This is a genomic window from Nocardia sp. NPDC051787 (assembly GCF_040681325.1).
Lineage (GTDB): Bacteria > Actinomycetota > Actinomycetes > Mycobacteriales > Mycobacteriaceae > Nocardia.
The window spans coordinates 1-16,247 of record NZ_JBFAYO010000019.1; the positions used below are offsets into that span (position 1 = coordinate 1).

The following is a 16,247-nucleotide window of genomic DNA, read 5'->3' on the forward strand; positions in this document are numbered from 1 at the left end:
TGCGTCTTGGTCGTGGTCATGGACTGCACCGAGATCGGGTGATCACTGCCCACTCCGACATTGCCCACCATCAGCTGGCGGGTCTTACGCCGGGGCCGCAGAGTCGGGCGGGGTGTGGTGGGGACAGGAAGATGGACCGGCGCATGCGTGGTCATGGCGCACTCCAGGTGACGGCGGGCGGGGGCGCCGGGGTGTAGTCGGGCAGCGCCTCCAGCAGCGTGCGGCAGCCGTCGGCGATGCCGGTGCTGGTGAGCCCGCAGTGGGACAGCAGCTCGGTCCGACTCGCGTGCGGGAGGTAACCGGTGGGTACGCCGAGGGCTCGGATCGCGACAGGCGAGCGGGAGGATCGTTCGGCGACGGCGTGCACGAGGCGGGCGCCGATGCCGCCCTCGACCAGGCCGTCCTCGACGGTCACGGTGGCGCGGTGGCGGGCGACGAGCCCGACCAGCGCCGGGTTGACAGGCGTCACCCAGCGTGGATCGACAACCGTGACTCCGATTCCTCGAGCGGTGAGGTCGGCGGCCGCGGCGACGCATGGTGTGGCCATGACACCGACCGCGACAATCAGGATGTCGAGGGGCAGGTGTGGGCTGCGGTAGAGGATGTCGAGCCCGTCCATCCGTGCGTCGGCCGGAATGGTCTGATCGACGGCGGATTTCGGGAAGCGCAGTGCGGTGGGCCCGGGGATGTCGATCGCTTCGCGCAGCAATGTCCGGAGGCGGTCGGGGTCGCGGGGGCAGGCGATCCGCATGCCGGGGACGCTGCTGAGCAGCGTCAGGTCCCACAGGCCGTGATGGCTCGGCCCGTCGGGGCCGGTGATCCCGGCCCGGTCGAGCACCAGTGTGACCGCTGCCTCGTGCAGGCCGGCGTCGTAGAGGATTTGGTCGAGCGCGCGCGGCAAGAATGTCGAGTACAGCGCGACTACCGGGTGCAGGCCGCTGCTGGCCATGCCCGCGGCGGCCGCCAGCATGTGCTGCTCGGCGATCCCGGAGTCGAAGACGCGGTGCGGATGCGCGGCCGACAGTGCGCCCAACCCGGTCGGCAACCGCATCGCCGCCGTTGCGGCGACGATCGTGGGGTTGCTGTCGGCGAGCGCGGCAAGCTCTTCGCCGAACACGTCGGTCCACGTCGGCGCCGGGGGTGTGGTCGGTTTGCCGGTGGCTGGGTCGATTACCCCGCAGGCGTGCATCCGGTCGGCGGCGTCGTTCTCGGCTGGCCCGTACCCTTTGCCTTTCTCGGTGATGGCGTGGACGACGATCGGTCGCTTCGCTTTCTGCGCGCGCGTCAGCGCGGTGGTGATGGCGTCGAGGTCGTGGCCGTCGACCGGCCCGACGTACTCGAATCCCATGAGCTCGAAGAAGTTTCGGTTCCCGGAGTTCCCGCGACGTAGTTGCGCGAGATGGGCGGCGAGCTCGCCAACGGACGGATCGTAGCTGCGGCCGTTGTCGTTGACGACGACGACCAATGGCAGGGCGTCGGCGCCCAGGATGTTGAGGCCTTCCCAGGCGACGCCGCCGGTGAGTGCGCCGTCACCGATGACGGCGACCACTCGACGGCCGGTGTCGCCGAGCAGGTGAAATCCGCGGGCGAGGCCGTGCGCGCGGGCGATACTCACCGAGGCGTGCGAGGACTCCAGCCAATCGTGCGGTGACTCGGCGCGGCTGGGATACCCCGACAGCCCACCCCGCCTGCGCAACGTGTGGAATTGCCCCGCGCGGCCAGTCAGCATCTTGTGCGTGTACGCCTGATGTCCCGTGTCGAAAATGATCGGATCGCGGGGGGAGTCGAAGACCCGGTGGAGGGCAATAGTCAGCTCTACCGTGCCGAGCGAGGCGCCGAGGTGTCCGCCGGTGGAGGCAACCGTCTGAATGAGGCGCGCGCGAACCTCGTCGGCCAGCACACGCAACTGCGCAGAGTCGAGTCCGGCGATGTCCTCCGGCCCCGCGAGAGAAGCCAGCACACCCGGCGCCGCCGGGGTGGCGTCCGGCCGGGTCATGACGGCCTCTCTTGCTTGGGGCTCGGCTGCTGTCGCGGCGGCGTGAAACGCATCGTCTCCGTGGCGATTTCGCGTTCGACCACGTGTACGGGTCCGCGGGCGCGCAGCGCGTCGACGACCTGGCCGACGAGTCCGGGCGGGGTGGAAGCGCCGGCGGTCACACCGATGGTTTCGGCGTGCTCGAGCCACGCCTGCTCGATGTCGCTGGCGTCGTCGATGAGGTACGCGGCGGTGCCTGAGCGGCGGGCAAGTTCGACCAGGCGCTGGGAGTTGGAGGAGTTGCAGGATCCGATGACGAGCAAAACGTCCGCATCGTCGATGACCGCGCGCGCGGCGTTCTGCCGGTTGGTGGTGGCGTAGCAGATGTCCTCGGACGGCGGCTCTTTCAGCCCGGGGTAGCGTGCCCGCAGCGCCTCGATCACCGCGGTGGTCTCGTCGACGGCGAGCGTCGTTTGTGTCAGCACCGCAACCGGGGTGTCGGCGGGCAGCTCGAGGGCTGCGACGTCCTCAGCTGATTGCACGAGCACCGTGGCGTCCGGCGCGACCCCGAGCGTGCCCACTGCCTCCTCGTGCCCCGCATGACCTATCAGGACGATCCGGTCGCCTCGGCGGGCGAATCGCTCCGCTTCGTGATGGACTTTCCGGACCAGCGGGCAGGTCGCGTCGATGACCGTGAGACCGCGGCGGTCGGCTTCTGCTCGCACCGCCGGGGACACACCGTGCGCGGAGAACACCACTACGGCGTCGTCAGGCGCTGGATCGGGGATGTCGTCGAGCTCATCGACGAAGATGGCGCCTCGCGCGGCGAGGGTGTCGACGACGTGCCGGTTGTGCACGATCTGCTTACGGACGTACACCGGGCCGCTCGCGTTCGCCAGGGCACGCTCGACGGTTTCGATCGCCCGCTCCACGCCCGCGCAGTAGCTGCGCGGCGACGCCAGCAACACAGTCGTGGTCTCGCTCATCGCCGGCGCCCGCCTGATGTCGCGTATCTCCACCACCCCGCGATCTCCGGATACGGGGGTGGCGTCAGGTCGTCGGGATCGGCCAGGGCCGGGGTGTCGGAGAGAACGACCTGCGCAGGTGTGAAACTCGTCGGCGTGCTGTCGGTGTGCTGGTGATAGCGGGGGGTCGTCGCCGCCCAGTGGATGCCCGCGGGGATCCAATTGGGCAGGTCGGCCGCCAGCCGGGCGACGGCCGGACGCGGGTCGGTGCGCAGCTGCTGCTGCAGATGCCACGCCAGGGCCACAGTCCGTTCGTACAGTCGCCAGGTCTCCATCACCGCGGCCGCGGGTTCGAGATCATGGTCGTGGGTGAGGATGGCGATCAGATTCGTGGTGGCGGTCCCGGCGCTGCGCTCCTTGGCGGCACTGTAGAGGTCGTTCAGCAGAGCGGTGGCCATCATCGTCGCCTTGACGAACGCATGCACCGGCGGGTCGTCGAGTGCACGAGGCGACAGCCGGCAGCCCATGGTCGCCGGGGTGAACGGCAGCAGCGTGCCGACACCGGATTTCGCCCACCGCATCCGCATGTACTGGCCGAGGCTCGGCGGCGTCGTCTGTCGCTGCAGCGCGGTGTAATGCTGCTGCCCGTTCAGCCACGCCGCGAATTCCGTCCGGAACCAGAGGATCTCGGTGTCGGTCAGCACGGTCTCGAGCTGGCCGCGCAGGTCCCGCAGCGCGGCCGCCAACCGATCGCCGGGTGGCAGCGGCACGTCGGGCCCGTCGGTCATCACCGCATGAAGGACACCGGCGTGCGCGACGATCAGCTCCAAGTGAGGGTGCGCATCCCAATGGTCATCCAGCTGCGTACCCCAGTAAAACAACTTCGTCGCGGCAAGGATCGTGGAGTCAGGGGCGTGCGGTAGCGCCGGGGCGATCCCTGCCGCGCACGCCATCCGAGTCGCGATACTGCCGGGCTCGCACAGGCTCTGGTCGAGACACCACATCACCGCTTGATCGTCGATGGCTCGGGTGTCGAACGGATGTGATCGCAGAGGGAACGGGCAGTACACCGCGACCTCGCGAGGCAGCGGCTGAACCGCCGGACGTTGGGCCGTGGACATGTCGACAGGCTGCGTCGCGGTCATGAATTCCTCCGAACTTCGGGGTGTCTCAGGCGGTGCGGTCGATGACAAGGCCCGCGAGCGCGATGAGCCGGTCGCGTCCATGAGCGGTGGGTTGGGCTCGATCCAAATGCTCGAGCCCAGAGGCGATCTGCTCGTTTGCGTAGTCGCGTACCCAACGACGGGCACCGGTCGCTTCGATCAATTCGGCGGCCCGCTGAACTTGGTCCTCGGTGAGCGGCTGGTCCCCGGAGTAGATGGCAGCCAGCTCAGCCGATTCCGGGGTACCGGCTTGCAGCGCAACCACAACGGGCAGGCTCTGTTTACGGCGACGCAGGTCGGCCAGCGCGGGCTTGCCGGTGACCTCGGACATGCCCCAGATACCCAGCAGATCGTCGACCGCCTGGAACGCCATACCGATATCGCGTCCGAACTGTCCGAGCGCTTCGATGCGATCCTCGGCCGCGCCACCGAGGCGGGCCCCCAGCGCGCATGCGCATTTCAGCAACGCGGCGGTCTTGTCCTGCGTCATCTTCAAACACTCGGCCACGGACACGCCGCGACGCGTCTCGAACGAAGTATCGACCAGTTCGCCCTCGATGAGCTGCAGGCCTTCGTTGGTCAAACTGTCGATCGCTTTCGCAGCGTGCCGCGGTGAACTTCTCAGCAGGGCTCGGATGGCGGCGACAAGCAGGGCGTCACCGGCGAGGATGGCGGTGGTGGGGGAATACGCCGTCCAGACCGCGGGCCGGTGCCGCCGCAGGGCGTCGCCGTCGATCAGATCGTCGTGGATGAGACTGGCGTTGTGCATCAACTCCACCGCGACCGCGGCGGGTACCACCTCTTCCGCGCGACCACCGACTGATTGCGCGCAGGCCAGCACCAGCGCCGATCGCAGGCCTTTGCCCCAGGAGCCCCCACTGTCACGGGCGGTGCCGTCCGCCTCTGACCAGCCGAAGTGATAGGCGGCGACCTGACCGATGCCGTCCGGCAGTGTATCGATCGCGGCACGCAGGGCCGGCGCGACGGCCGCCCGCGCCTCACCGAGAAGGTCGCCGACCACCGATGTCGGTGACGCGTCCAGCTTTTCGGGCGTGGCCGCGATCATCGGCGGGGCCGCCAGGAGCGGCTGGTGTGTGGATGCGATGTGCTGCCGCATGGGGTCTTCCGTTGCCGAGCATATGGTGCATCACCCGAGACCTGGTGTTTACCGCTGGGGACTGCCCCGGTTTCGGTTGACGCTTCACCTGTAGAGACCGTCCAGTCTCTACAGTAAGAGGATTAACCAAGGGGTGGCTCGACCCCAACAACAGCTAATCCCAGAGATGGGAATGCCAACCGGTCTTCCCGTAGTAGTACGGGCATCTCAATATGCCATCCGTCAAGTCAATTGGCGGTAATCCGCCAACGCGTTCAGAGCGGCGGAAAATACCCGAGCGGCGTCACGGCGGCCGAGCGCCACGGCACGGATCTGTTGCGACCAAGCAGACCCATCGGCTGCGGGAGAGTGCCGGGTGTCGCCGCCCTGCGGGGCCTATCGCTGCGTGGCCGGGTTTGCGAGCAGCTCGATCAGTGCCGTGATGCTCTGCTCGCCCCGGCCCTCGGCGACCGCTCGGCGCAGCAGGTGGTGCATGGGCGCGTGCCAGGACATGTCGACACCGGACTCCGTCCCGAGCTGCTCATCATTGCCGATTGCGGCGTGGAACAGTGCGATCGAAGAGCCGAGGTGGGTGTAGTCCCCGGCATCGATCTCCTCGGCCATGACCGGCAATAGCGACTCGATCATCTGTAGCCACTTGGCCGAATAGGGCACCATCGTGCGGGCGGCCAGACCGCGCGCGGCCAGTATCGCCGCGCCTTCGAAGAAGCCGAGCAATGCGGGCAGCAAAGTAGCGCCAACGGCGGATTCGTAGAGAGCGGCCAGATCGGGTTCGCCGCCCAGGTGCACGAGGTCGCCGCCGAGCGCCCGCAGCGTTTCCACGTGCTCGTCGAAAACGGCCTGCTCACCGCCGAAATACAGCAACGTGTCCGGCTTGCCCACGGCCGAAGGCACGTTCTTGATCGCGCCGCCGAGGAAGCGCGTCCCCTGGTCGGCTGCCCATTGCGCGAATTCGCGTGCGTCCGAGGGCGTTCCGCTATTGAGGGTAATGAGCGTGCATCCGCTGAGCGCCAGTCCCACCGAAGCCAGGCTGTCGTGGGTAGCTCGGAATGTGGTCATGCACGCAATGATCACCGGGCTGGCGGCGACGGCATCGGCGATGGCGAGTCGCTGGTTCGCGCCCGCGGCCACCAACGGAGCCGCCCGGTGCGGGCTGCGGTTCCACACTGTGGTCGGATGCCCTGCCGCGAGGAAGGCTTCGGCGAGCGCGCGGCCCATCGAACCGGTGCCGAGCACGGTCACCGGGGTGCGTTCCCGATCGATCATTTGCGACTCCAATCCCAGACAAATGCGGACCGATTCTCTGTGCCTCCGAGTCATTGCGACAAGTACGCACTTTTCAGGTCAGTTACATACGTTCAGGTAATCGGCCAGGTCGCGACAGCCGCACGACACGCGATATGACCGGAGTCACTGCCGGTACTTCGAGGTCGCGTCCGGCGTACCGCGCGACCAGCAATCCGCCGACGGCGCAGGTCGACCGCCTCGCGCAGGCGGGCGACGACGGCCGGATGCCTCGCTACCGCTGATGAGCGAAAGCCCGGCGAACAGACCCGCGACCACCTGCGCGCCTACGACAGAGACCGGTTGTGGCACAACCACACCACCGGCAACGCCGAGGAAGCGACGGCGCGAAACCTCCGGCCCGCCCGAATCAGCGTCCGGTTCCTCGACCGGGTTCGGTGTCGAGAGCACCAGCGCGATCAGCAGCGCGCCCGGGAGGGAACGTGAGCATCCGCGAATGCCACACTCTCACGGCATGGTTCAACGGGCGGGGTCGCGACATCTCGAATTCGGTCGTGCCGCCCGCCGACGGGGGCGGTGCGAGGTGTCCGGGGATGTGATCAGAGTCGCTGTCTACGTGGATACGCCTATGGGAATCGCTATCGGCTGCGCCCGTCGTCGTAGCCGATCGCGCGCCCGGGCAGGAGCGCGGGCAGTCGCGGATGCCGTACTCTCACGGCATGGTTCAACGGGCGGCGTCGCGGCAGCTGTCCGCCTGGTTCTCGCGTCGGCCTGCCTGGTTCCCGGATGTCCTGCTGGCGCTGTTCGTTACCGCGATCCAGGTTCAGAGTGCCGTGATCCCGGTGCCGCTCGAGCCGGTCCCGAAGCCGGTCTCGGGCCTCGGATATGCCCTGCTGATCGTGAGTGGCGTGGCCGTCGCCGCGCGCCGCAGGCAGCCTGTCCTGGTGTTCCTGGTCACGGCGGTGGCCAGCCTCATCTATTTCGGTCTCGACTTCCCCGACCGGGCTTCCTATCTCGCACTCTTCGTCGCCCTGTACACCCTCGCCGCCTATGGCGACGGGCGGCGATCGCTGATGATCGCTGGTGCGGGCATCACGGTCCTCGCCATCGGCTGGCTGATCGCCGGAGCGGATGTCGAGCCGGTCGTGGCCATCGGATGGGTGTTCTTCCGGATCGGCGCGTCGGTGATCAGCACGATACTCGGTGAATCCGTCCGATCCCGCCGGGTCATCGCCGCGGACGCGCAAGAACGGGCGGAACTGGCGGAACGGTCCCGCGACGAAGAAGCCAGGGCGCGGGTCGACGCCGAACGGCTCCGGATCGCCCGCGAAGTCCACGACACCGTCGCCCACGCGATCGCCATCATCAACGTGCAGTCCGGCGTCACCGCACACGTGCTCGACAAGCGACCGGAACAGGCCCGCGAAGCACTGCGCACCATCGAGCAGACCAGTTCGCGGGCACTGCGCGAGATGCGCGCCATCCTCGGTGTCCTGCGCGATGGCGATGACCGCGAACCCTATCCCGGCCTCGGTCAGATCGACGAACTCGTCGGCAAGGCCCGTGCTGCCGGGCTCGACATCGCTTTCGAGCAGACCTCGCCGGTGACGCCGCTACCGAGCGCGGTGGGCAGCGCCGCGTACCGCATTGTGCAGGAGTCGATCACCAACGTGATCCGGCACGTCGGCCCGACCCGGGTCACGGTGGCACTCGAACCCGGCATCGACGCCTTGCGGATACGGGTGACCGACGAGGGCCGCCGCGGCTCCACTCACGTCCCGGTTCACACCGGCAACTCCCCCACTACCGGCCGCGGCATCGTCGGAATGCGCGAACGCTGCCAACTGCTCGGCGGTGAACTCGACGCGACGTCGCATCCCGATGGCGGGTTCGAGGTCACCGCCCGGCTTCCCCTGGCCCCGGTCGGATCGCGCTCGTGAACTCCACGCCACCGATCAAGGTGCTGCTCGCCGACGACGAACGTCTGGTCCGTTCCGGCTTCAAAGTTCTGCTCGACCTGGAAGACGACATCACGGTGGTCGGTGAAGCCACCACTGGCGCAGAAGCTGTCGAACTTGCCCGCGCCACCCGCCCCGACGTCGTCCTCATGGACATCCGCATGCCACGGCTGGATGGAATACGCGCCACCGCGCAGATCGCCGAGGCCAACGGGATGGATCGGGTCAAGGTCCTTATCCTCACCACCTACGACACCGACGAGAACGTCTTCGATGCCTTGCAGGCGGGAGCGAGCGGGTTCCTGCTCAAGGACGCGGGCCCGGCCGAACTCTTGCACGCCATCAGGGTGGTCGCCGCCGGTGACGCGCTGCTCGCACCCCGGATCACCCGCCGCCTCATCAGTCAATTCACCGCGCAGCGCAGGGCTGCCAAGTCCGCCGAGGACCGGCTCGCGGTACTGACCGACCGTGAGCGCGAAGTGCTGGCACTGGTGGGGCAGGGCATGAGCAATGACGAGATCGGTGCCGCGTTGTTTCTCAGCCCGGCCACCGCACGCACGCATGTCAGCCGCGCGATGGTGAAGCTGGGTGCGCGCGACCGCGCGCAGCTGGTCGTGATCGCCTACCAGACCGGGCTGAGTGATTTCACCCCGTAGCCGCAACTGCGCGCCGAACTAACCATGCGTTGCGGCTGTGCACGTTTGGGTGTGCCCGGTGTCCGTTCAACGACCGATCGGCTACGACGACCGTCGCAGCCGATCGCGATCTTCGTACGCGAATTCACGTAGACAGCGACTCCCGTCGCCGGAAGCGGAGCATGCCTGATCGGCGCGAGCATCAACGGCATGATCATGGATCCCGAACTCGAAGCATTCGTCCCGATGTTCCCCCCGGCCGACCTGGGCGACCCGATCACCGCCCGCGCGAACCTCGCCGAGTTGGCCGCCGCGATACCGGTACCGGACACCGCGAACCTGGAGATCGAAAATTGCACGGTCCCAGGGGATTCCGATGTGCCGATACGGATCTATCGGCCGCACGGGGCGCGGGGAGCCATCCTGTGGCTGCACGGCGGCGGATTCGTCATGGGCGATTTGGACACCGAACATCCGTGGGCCACGCTGCTCGCCGACAACTCCGGAACGACGGTGATCTCGGGGGACTTCCGCCTGGCGCCCGAGCACCCCTTCCCCGCCGCGCATGACGACATCTACGCGGTGCTGACTTGGACGGCCGAGCACGCGGCCGAACTCGGCATCGATCCGGCGCGGATCGCGATCGGAGGCCACAGCGCCGGCGCGGGACTCGCGGCCGCGGTGGCGTTGCGGGCGCGTGACGAGCAAGGGCCGCCGATCCGCTTCCAGCTGCTCAACCAACCCGTCCTCGACGACCGGCAGCAGACATGGTCGGCGCGGCATTTCACCGATACGCCGTTCCTGACTCGCGGCAAAGTCGCCCAAATGTGGGGGCACTACCTGGGTTCCACGCCCGCCACGCCGTACGCCGCCCCGGCGCGGGCCACCGATCTGTCCGGCCTGCCACCCGCCTACATCGCCACCGCGGAGTTCTGCCCGAACCGCGACGAAGACATCGACTACGCACTGCGTTTGATGCAGGCGGGAGTGCCGGTCGAGCTGCATCAGTGGCCCGGCACGTTCCACGGATCGCAGGCGATCCTGTCCGCCGAGGTGTCACAGCGGCAGAATGCCGAACTCGCCGCTGCCCTGCGCCGCGCCCTCGTCGGGGATGCGAGCCGTCCGAATATCTAGACATTGACAAGTTCGTGCCCACCACCCTATCTTGCCACTGTCAAGATCGCTCTCGATCCACAGGAGACCCGATGGCACCGCCGGTTGTCCTCGCCGTCGTCACCGCAACCACCCGGCTCACCGGCTTCCGGCTGGCTCGATTCAGGGGCGCACGAGACCGCACTCGAACTGGCCGCGACGTAGCCGCGGCGAAATCGACGAAGACAGGAGAACGATGACGACTATCGACCTTGCCGAGGCGAGGGAGCAGTCCACACCACCCCCAGCAGACGTCGATTCCTCGGTAGAACCGAGCGTGGCAGCATTGCTGCGCCCTTATCTAGGCGGTTTCGCCGCCGTTGTCGTCCTGCAGATCATCGGCGCTGTCGCTGGTCTCGCGCCGTTGCTCGCGGTTGTCGAATTGGGTCGAACTCTGTTGTCGCCGGGTCCCATCGATCACGGTCATGTCCGGATCGTCGTGGTCGCGGGTGCGGTCGGCTTGTTCGTCCGGCTGCTGTTCACCGCCGCGTCGTCCGGAATCGGACATCTTCTCGACAGCCGGGTGCAACTGTCGTTTCGCAGGCAACTGGCCGCTCGACTGGGGCGTGTACCGATCGGCTGGTTCGCCCGGCGCCGCACCGGCGAGCTGGCGAAGATCGTGGGTAAGGACGTGAGTGCCGTGCACCCGTTCATCGCCCACACCCCCGGCGAGCTCGTCGCCGCATTCGTGGTGCCGCTGGTGTCGCTGATCTACTTGTTCGCCATCGACTGGCGGCTCACGCTGATCACGCTGGTACCGGTGGTGCTGGCAGTGGCGCTGGTTCCCCTGATGATGACCCCGGCCCGGCTGCGCGAGCAGAAGGAATTCGATGCGGGGATGAGCCGGATTGCGAGTGCGGCCGTCGAATTCGTGCAGGGAATCTCGGTGGTCAAGGCGTTCGGCTCGGGCGAGCGCGCTCACCGGAAATTCCGCACGGCCGCAGACGATTTCGCGGACTCCTTTCTCCGCATGGTGCACGGTCTCGCCGGAATCGCCGCGGGAATGCAGGTGGTGCTGTCACCGCCGTTCGTGCTGCTGGTCGTGCTGATCGGCGGCACGGTTCTGATCACGAACGGTTCTCTGGCCCCGGCGGATCTGCTGCCGTTCCTGCTGCTGGGCCTGGGCCTGACCGCTCCGGTGGCGGCGCTGGGCCACGGCTTCGACGATCTGCAGGCCGCCCGGCGCGCGGTCGGCCGGATCCGGGAAGTGCTCGAGGTGCAACCGCTATCGGAGCCTTCGCGTCCGGTCACACCACAGGGGCATCGGGTGGAACTGCGTGACGTTCGATTCGGGTACGAAGTCGATCACGAGGTGCTGCGCGGGATCGACCTGGTGCTCGAGCCCGGGACGGTCACGGCGATCGTGGGTCCGTCGGGAAGCGGAAAGTCCACGCTGGTGCAGTTGTTGCCGCGGTTCTTCGACCCGACCCACGGTTCGGTCCGGTTGGGCGGTGTCGATCTGCGCGAGCTCGGCAGCCGGGATCTGTACCGGATGGTCTCCTTTGTCTTCCAGGATGTTCGCCTGCTGCGCGCGTCGGTCGCGGACAATATCGCACTGGCGGTACCGCAGGCCGACCTCGATGACGTGGTTCACGCCGCCCGGCTGGCGAATATTCACGATCGAATTCTCGAGCTGCCGCGCGGATACGACACGGTGCTCGGTGCGGACGTACAGCTTTCCGGTGGCGAGTCGCAACGGATTTCGATCGCACGCGCTCTGCTCGCCGACGCGCCCATTCTGGTGCTCGACGAGGCGACCGCCTTCGCCGACCCGCACACCGAGCAGGCGGTGCGCCGGGCAATGGCGACGCTGGAGGGCGATCGCACGATCCTGGTCATCGCTCATCGTCTGGAGACGATCGCCGACGCCGACACCGTCGTGATGCTGGAGAACGGCTCGATCGTCGAGCGCGGCAAGCCCGCCGAGCTGCTGGCCCGGAACGGAAGGTTCGCCGAATTCTGGCAGTCCCATCGATCCGTGCTCGCCGACGAGATCGAAACCCACGGTGGCGTACTGGGGCGTGAGCTCAGGCAGCGGCCCGCGAACGTCGCCGATGACACTTTGCAAGGAGACGAGCCCCGATGATTCGAATGCTGCTGCGCGTGTTGGGACACGAGTACGCCCAGCCCGTGCGTCGCACCGTGGCCCTGATGACGGCAACCTCGGTAGCCGAAGGTTTGTCCTACGCACTGCTGTTTCCAGTGCTGCGCGCACTTTTCGGGAGCACGCCCGCAGATGCCTGGCCCTGGCTGATCGCGTTCGGGGCGGCGGTCGCCGGCTATGCGGCGCTGCGCTATCGCAGCGATCTGTCCGGTTTCCTCGTGGGGACCACGCTGCTGCGCGGTGTCTATCATCGTTTCGGCGATCGTCTGGCCCGATTGCCCCTCGGCTGGTTCACCGCCGGTCGTGTCGGGGAGGTGTCGGTCCTCGCCAGCGAGGGTGTGCTGCAGGCGATGAGCGTGATCGCGCATCTGCTGGCACCGTTGATCTCCGCCAGCGTGACTCCGCTGACGATCGTTGCCGTAATGCTCGCCTTCGACTGGCATTTGGGGTTGGCCGCGCTCGCCGCCGTACCGGTCGTGGCGGCGATCCAGATCTGGACGGGACGGTCGATGGCCGCTGCCGACGCGGAGCGTACCGAACGCGCCAAGGAGGCCACGGGGAGAGTCATCGAATACCTGCAGGCCCAGCCGGTGCTGCGCGCCGGAGGCCGAACTGCCGAACGATTCCGGTTGCTCGACGATTCGCTGTCGGAACTCGAGCGCGCGTCCCGCCGTTCCATGCTGTCGGCACTGCCCGGCATAGTGGGCCTGACGCTCACGGTGCAGGCGATGTTCACCGCTCTGCTGGCCTTGGGCGCATACCTCGCGCTCGGCGGGAATATCGGTGTGGCAGAGGTTTTGGCGATCCTGGTGCTTACCGCCCGCTGCGCGGACCCGCTGCTGTCGCTGTCGGAAATCGGCGGCCAACTGCGCGGCGCGCGTACCGGGCTGGCCGGACTCGACACGGTGTTGCGCACCGAACCGCTGCCAGAAGCTCCCGAACCGATTCAGCCGGCGGGCCACGACCTGGAATTCGAGTCCGTCACCTTCCGGCATGGCGGCCGCACGGTGGTGGACAACGTGTCACTGTCCGTGCCCGAGGGAGGGCGGCTTGCCGTTGTCGGTCCCTCGGGTGCGGGTAAGAGCACCTTTCTGCAAGTGCTCGCGCGGTTCTACGACGTGGACGAAGGCGTGGTGCGCGTGGGAGGTGTGGACGTGCGCGCGATCAGCACCGAAATGCTGATGCAGCAGATCGCCATCGTCTTCCAGGACGTCTATCTGTTCGACGGCACGATCGAGGAGAACGTGCGTCTCGGCCGTCCCGACGCAGGCGACGCCGAAGTGCGAGCGGCCGCGAGCGCGGCGCGGTTGGACGAAGTGATCGAGCGACTGCCCGGCGGATGGACGACGAAAGTCGGCGAGGGCGGCACAATGCTGTCCGGCGGTGAGCGCCAACGCGTTTCGATCGCGCGAGCGCTGCTGAAGAACGCGCCCATCGTGTTGCTGGACGAGGTGACCTCAGCACTCGACCCGGTGAACGAGGCGGCCGTCCACGAAGGAATCGAGCGCCTGATGGCGGGCCGGACAGTGGTGCTGGTGGCGCATCGCCTACGGACCGTCCAACGCGCCGACCGCATCGTCTTCCTGGACGCCGGCCGGATCGTGGAAGAAGGCAGCCATGACGAGTTGCTGCGCCACGGTGGCCGCTACGCCGACTTCTGGGAAGTCTCCAGAACACCGGTAGCGAGTGAATGAGCCGGCATGTTGTTCGAGCTTTGCGATCGTACCGTTGCAGGCATGCTGAAGACGGCCGCGCGCCGGACGCGGCCAAGAGGGGACGGGGAACGCGACGCGCTCGCGAAGATCGAGCCGGCTTCGACGACACGGCACCTCGACGAAGCACCATGCGGCCCACCGCTTTCACACTGACGAAGGCTGCCGACGAGGCAAGGATCGACGAGGGGGCGAAAACGGGCATTGGGCGTTGCCCCTCGCGATCGATAGGTGATCGATGCCACTGCTGTAGAAGTCGCGGCATTCTGACCTTGTCCCAAACCTGGAGGTAAGTAACCTGGCCCCGAAGTGCGGTCTTCCCGACGTGGCCAGCGGCAGTCACCATCGAGTCCGTCGCAGACACGATCTGGAAAACCGCATTCTAAGGAACGAAATGATGTCTCAGTCAGCTGTTTCGGTGACGGTTATCGGGCTGGGTCCGATGGGGCAGGCGATGGTCCGGTCGTTGCGTGCGGCCGGCACGAAGGTGACCGTGTGGAACCGCAGCCCCGAAAAAGTATCGGCGATGCTGGAATTCGGCGCCATGCGAGCGGATACCGTGGCACAAGCTTTGAGCGCGAGCGAGGTGGTTGTTTTCAGCCTGACCGATTACTCCGCGATGTACGACGTGCTCGAGCCTGTGGCCGAGCAACTGCCGGGCAAGACGATCGTCAACCTTTCGTCGGACTCGCCGGAAAGCACACGCACAGCCGGGGCATGGATCCGGGCACGTGGCGGTCGATTCCTCGCTGGCGGAGTCATGGCCGACAGCGATGGCGTCGGCGGTTCGGCCGCCTATATCTTCTACAGCGGTCCCCATGATGTCTTCGCTGCATGTGCCGATCTGCTCCGGCCGCTGGGCCGACCCGAGTATCTCGGCGAGGACGAGGGAATCGCACAGCTGTACTACCAGGCAGTCCTGGCGATGTTCCTGCCGGGGTTGCTCGCGTTCGAGCAGGCACTGGCCATGATCGATCGATCAGGCGAATCGATCGAACGTTTCCTGGCGTACGCGCAACGATCGATGGGCGACATGACGGATCTGTATGCCGCGGTGGCCGCCATGACCACCACCGGCGGTTGGCGCGATGTCGCCCACCTGCGGATGATGGCGGCTGGGGCGCAGCATGTCGTCCAGACCGCGACGGCCGCCGGAGTAGATACGGCGTTGGCGCAGACGGTGCTGACCTATTGGCGTCAGGCCGTGGCCGAAAGTGAGCGAGCAGGCGTACCGGTATCGACCTTCCAACTGCTGCGAGGCGATGTGAAACCAGCAGCCTGAAACCTGGCCTGAGCGGCATTCTCGGATCCCGTGCTGAACAGCAGGCCCGTTTGGAGGCTGGTGAACAGTTGCGGCAGTTCGCGGCGACTGTCCATCGATTCCTCCGGCCGAGCGAGTCCGACCGATGGCAGTAGACCAGATCTCACCGACATTGACAGGCAAGTGAATGCTTGCCTATTGTCGCTTCATGGGCGATATCTTCAAGGCCCTCGCCGATCCCACCCGGCGGACCATTCTCGATGAGCTGACCGAGCGCGACGGTCAGACCTTGTTCGAGATCTGCGTCCGCCTGACGAGTCGACATCAGCTGAGCCTCACCCGGCAGGCCGTATCCCAGCATCTGGCGGTGCTGGAGGAGGCCGGGCTGATCACGACGCGCAAGCAGGGGCGGTACAAGTTCCATCACCTCGACACCACTCCCTTGGCCGCCATCTTCGAGCGGTGGCCGGTCAGCAGGAAAGGACAAGCACCGTGAAGATCTACATCACCAGCGTGTTCGTTGACGACCAGCAGAAAGCTCTCGACTTCTACACCGAGGTACTCGGCTTCACCACGAAGCACGACATCCCACTTGGCGAGGCCCGGTGGCTGACAATCGTTTCACCGGAGGACCCCGACGGCACCGAACTGCTGCTCGAGCCGGACGGACACCCCGCGGTCAAGCCGTACAAGGAAGGGCTGGTCGCCGACGGCATTCCGGCCACCTCGTTCCAGGTCACGGACGTGCAGGCGGAATACGAGCGGCTGCGCGGGCTGGGCGTGACGTTCACGCAGCAACCGCTGGCGGCAGGGCCGGTGACCACGGCGGTCTTCGACGACACCTGCGGGAACCTGATCCAGATCGTCACCCCGGCCTGAACCGGCTCGACTCGGCCGAGCGGATGTCACCGTCGTCCGAAACAGGTGAGCAGACCGATCAGGAATCGAGAAGCGCCGGTC

The 16,247-nt window shown here is 67.0% G+C and carries 14 protein-coding genes and 1 pseudogene; 9 read left to right on the forward strand and 6 right to left on the reverse strand.

All coding sequences use genetic code 11. From position 1 onward, the window contains the following. The 6 genes and pseudogenes from AB0M45_RS20950 to AB0M45_RS20975 all read right to left on the reverse strand — a co-directional run. Window positions 1-155 (reverse strand): annotated as a pseudogene (locus tag AB0M45_RS20950) (4-hydroxy-3-methylbut-2-en-1-yl diphosphate synthase); the annotation flags it as partial. Continuing rightward, window positions 152-1,996, reverse strand: coding sequence for a 1-deoxy-D-xylulose-5-phosphate synthase (locus AB0M45_RS20955; protein WP_364331467.1), 1,845 nt, complete (start codon window positions 1,994-1,996; stop codon window positions 152-154). The pseudogene AB0M45_RS20950 and the gene AB0M45_RS20955, both read right to left, overlap by 4 nt. Then, a complete protein-coding gene (gene ispH / locus AB0M45_RS20960; protein ID WP_364331470.1) occupies window positions 1,993-2,961 on the reverse strand; it encodes a 4-hydroxy-3-methylbut-2-enyl diphosphate reductase in 969 nt (322 codons plus the stop codon). Before ispH ends, AB0M45_RS20955 begins: the two co-directional genes overlap by 4 nt. Next, window positions 2,958-4,085, reverse strand: a complete 1,128-nt coding sequence (locus AB0M45_RS20965; RefSeq protein WP_364331473.1) for a hypothetical protein — start codon at window positions 4,083-4,085, stop codon at window positions 2,958-2,960. The genes ispH and AB0M45_RS20965 overlap by 4 nt, the downstream gene beginning before the upstream one ends. Before the next feature lie 25 nt (window positions 4,086-4,110). Then, window positions 4,111-5,220 (reverse strand): polyprenyl synthetase family protein, encoded by a 1,110-nt coding sequence (locus AB0M45_RS20970; protein WP_364331476.1) that lies wholly within the window; start codon window positions 5,218-5,220, stop codon window positions 4,111-4,113. A 375-nt stretch (window positions 5,221-5,595) separates the two neighbouring features. Then, window positions 5,596-6,486, reverse strand: a complete 891-nt coding sequence (locus tag AB0M45_RS20975) for an NAD(P)-binding domain-containing protein (RefSeq protein WP_364331479.1) — start codon at window positions 6,484-6,486, stop codon at window positions 5,596-5,598. 134 nt (window positions 6,487-6,620) lie between these two features. On the opposite strand from AB0M45_RS20975, the gene AB0M45_RS20980 reads away from it, so the two are divergent. From AB0M45_RS20980 to AB0M45_RS21020, 9 genes are all read left to right on the forward strand, one after another. Continuing rightward, complete coding sequence (locus tag AB0M45_RS20980) at window positions 6,621-6,749, forward strand: hypothetical protein (RefSeq protein WP_364331482.1); 129 nt, start codon at window positions 6,621-6,623, stop codon at window positions 6,747-6,749. Between the two features lie 435 nt (window positions 6,750-7,184). Next, a complete protein-coding gene (locus tag AB0M45_RS20985; RefSeq protein WP_364331486.1) occupies window positions 7,185-8,405 on the forward strand; it encodes a sensor histidine kinase in 1,221 nt (406 codons plus the stop codon). Continuing rightward, window positions 8,402-9,079, forward strand: coding sequence for a response regulator transcription factor (locus AB0M45_RS20990; RefSeq protein WP_364331489.1), 678 nt, complete (start codon window positions 8,402-8,404; stop codon window positions 9,077-9,079). Before AB0M45_RS20985 ends, AB0M45_RS20990 begins: the two co-directional genes overlap by 4 nt. A gap of 189 nt (window positions 9,080-9,268) precedes the next feature. After that, window positions 9,269-10,192 (forward strand): alpha/beta hydrolase, encoded by a 924-nt coding sequence (locus AB0M45_RS20995; RefSeq protein WP_364331492.1) that lies wholly within the window; start codon window positions 9,269-9,271, stop codon window positions 10,190-10,192. Window positions 10,193-10,406: 214 nt separating this feature from the next. Then, a complete protein-coding gene (locus tag AB0M45_RS21000; RefSeq protein WP_364331495.1) occupies window positions 10,407-12,296 on the forward strand; it encodes an ABC transporter ATP-binding protein in 1,890 nt (629 codons plus the stop codon). Next, on the forward strand, window positions 12,293-14,008 hold the full coding sequence (locus tag AB0M45_RS21005) for an ABC transporter ATP-binding protein (RefSeq protein WP_364331498.1): 1,716 nt from the start codon (window positions 12,293-12,295) through the stop codon (window positions 14,006-14,008). The genes AB0M45_RS21000 and AB0M45_RS21005 overlap by 4 nt, the downstream gene beginning before the upstream one ends. 343 nt (window positions 14,009-14,351) lie before the next feature. After that, window positions 14,352-15,308: an NAD(P)-binding domain-containing protein gene (locus AB0M45_RS21010; protein WP_364331501.1), complete on the forward strand. Its 957-nt coding sequence runs from the start codon at window positions 14,352-14,354 to the stop codon at window positions 15,306-15,308. Between the two features lie 187 nt (window positions 15,309-15,495). Continuing rightward, window positions 15,496-15,783 carry a metalloregulator ArsR/SmtB family transcription factor gene (locus AB0M45_RS21015; RefSeq protein ID WP_364331504.1) on the forward strand — a complete coding sequence of 96 codons (288 nt, stop codon included), beginning with the start codon at window positions 15,496-15,498 and terminating at the stop codon, window positions 15,781-15,783. Beyond that, on the forward strand, window positions 15,780-16,166 hold the full coding sequence (locus AB0M45_RS21020) for a VOC family protein (protein ID WP_364331507.1): 387 nt from the start codon (window positions 15,780-15,782) through the stop codon (window positions 16,164-16,166). The genes AB0M45_RS21015 and AB0M45_RS21020 overlap by 4 nt, the downstream gene beginning before the upstream one ends. The last annotated feature ends 81 nt before the right edge of the window (window positions 16,167-16,247 follow it).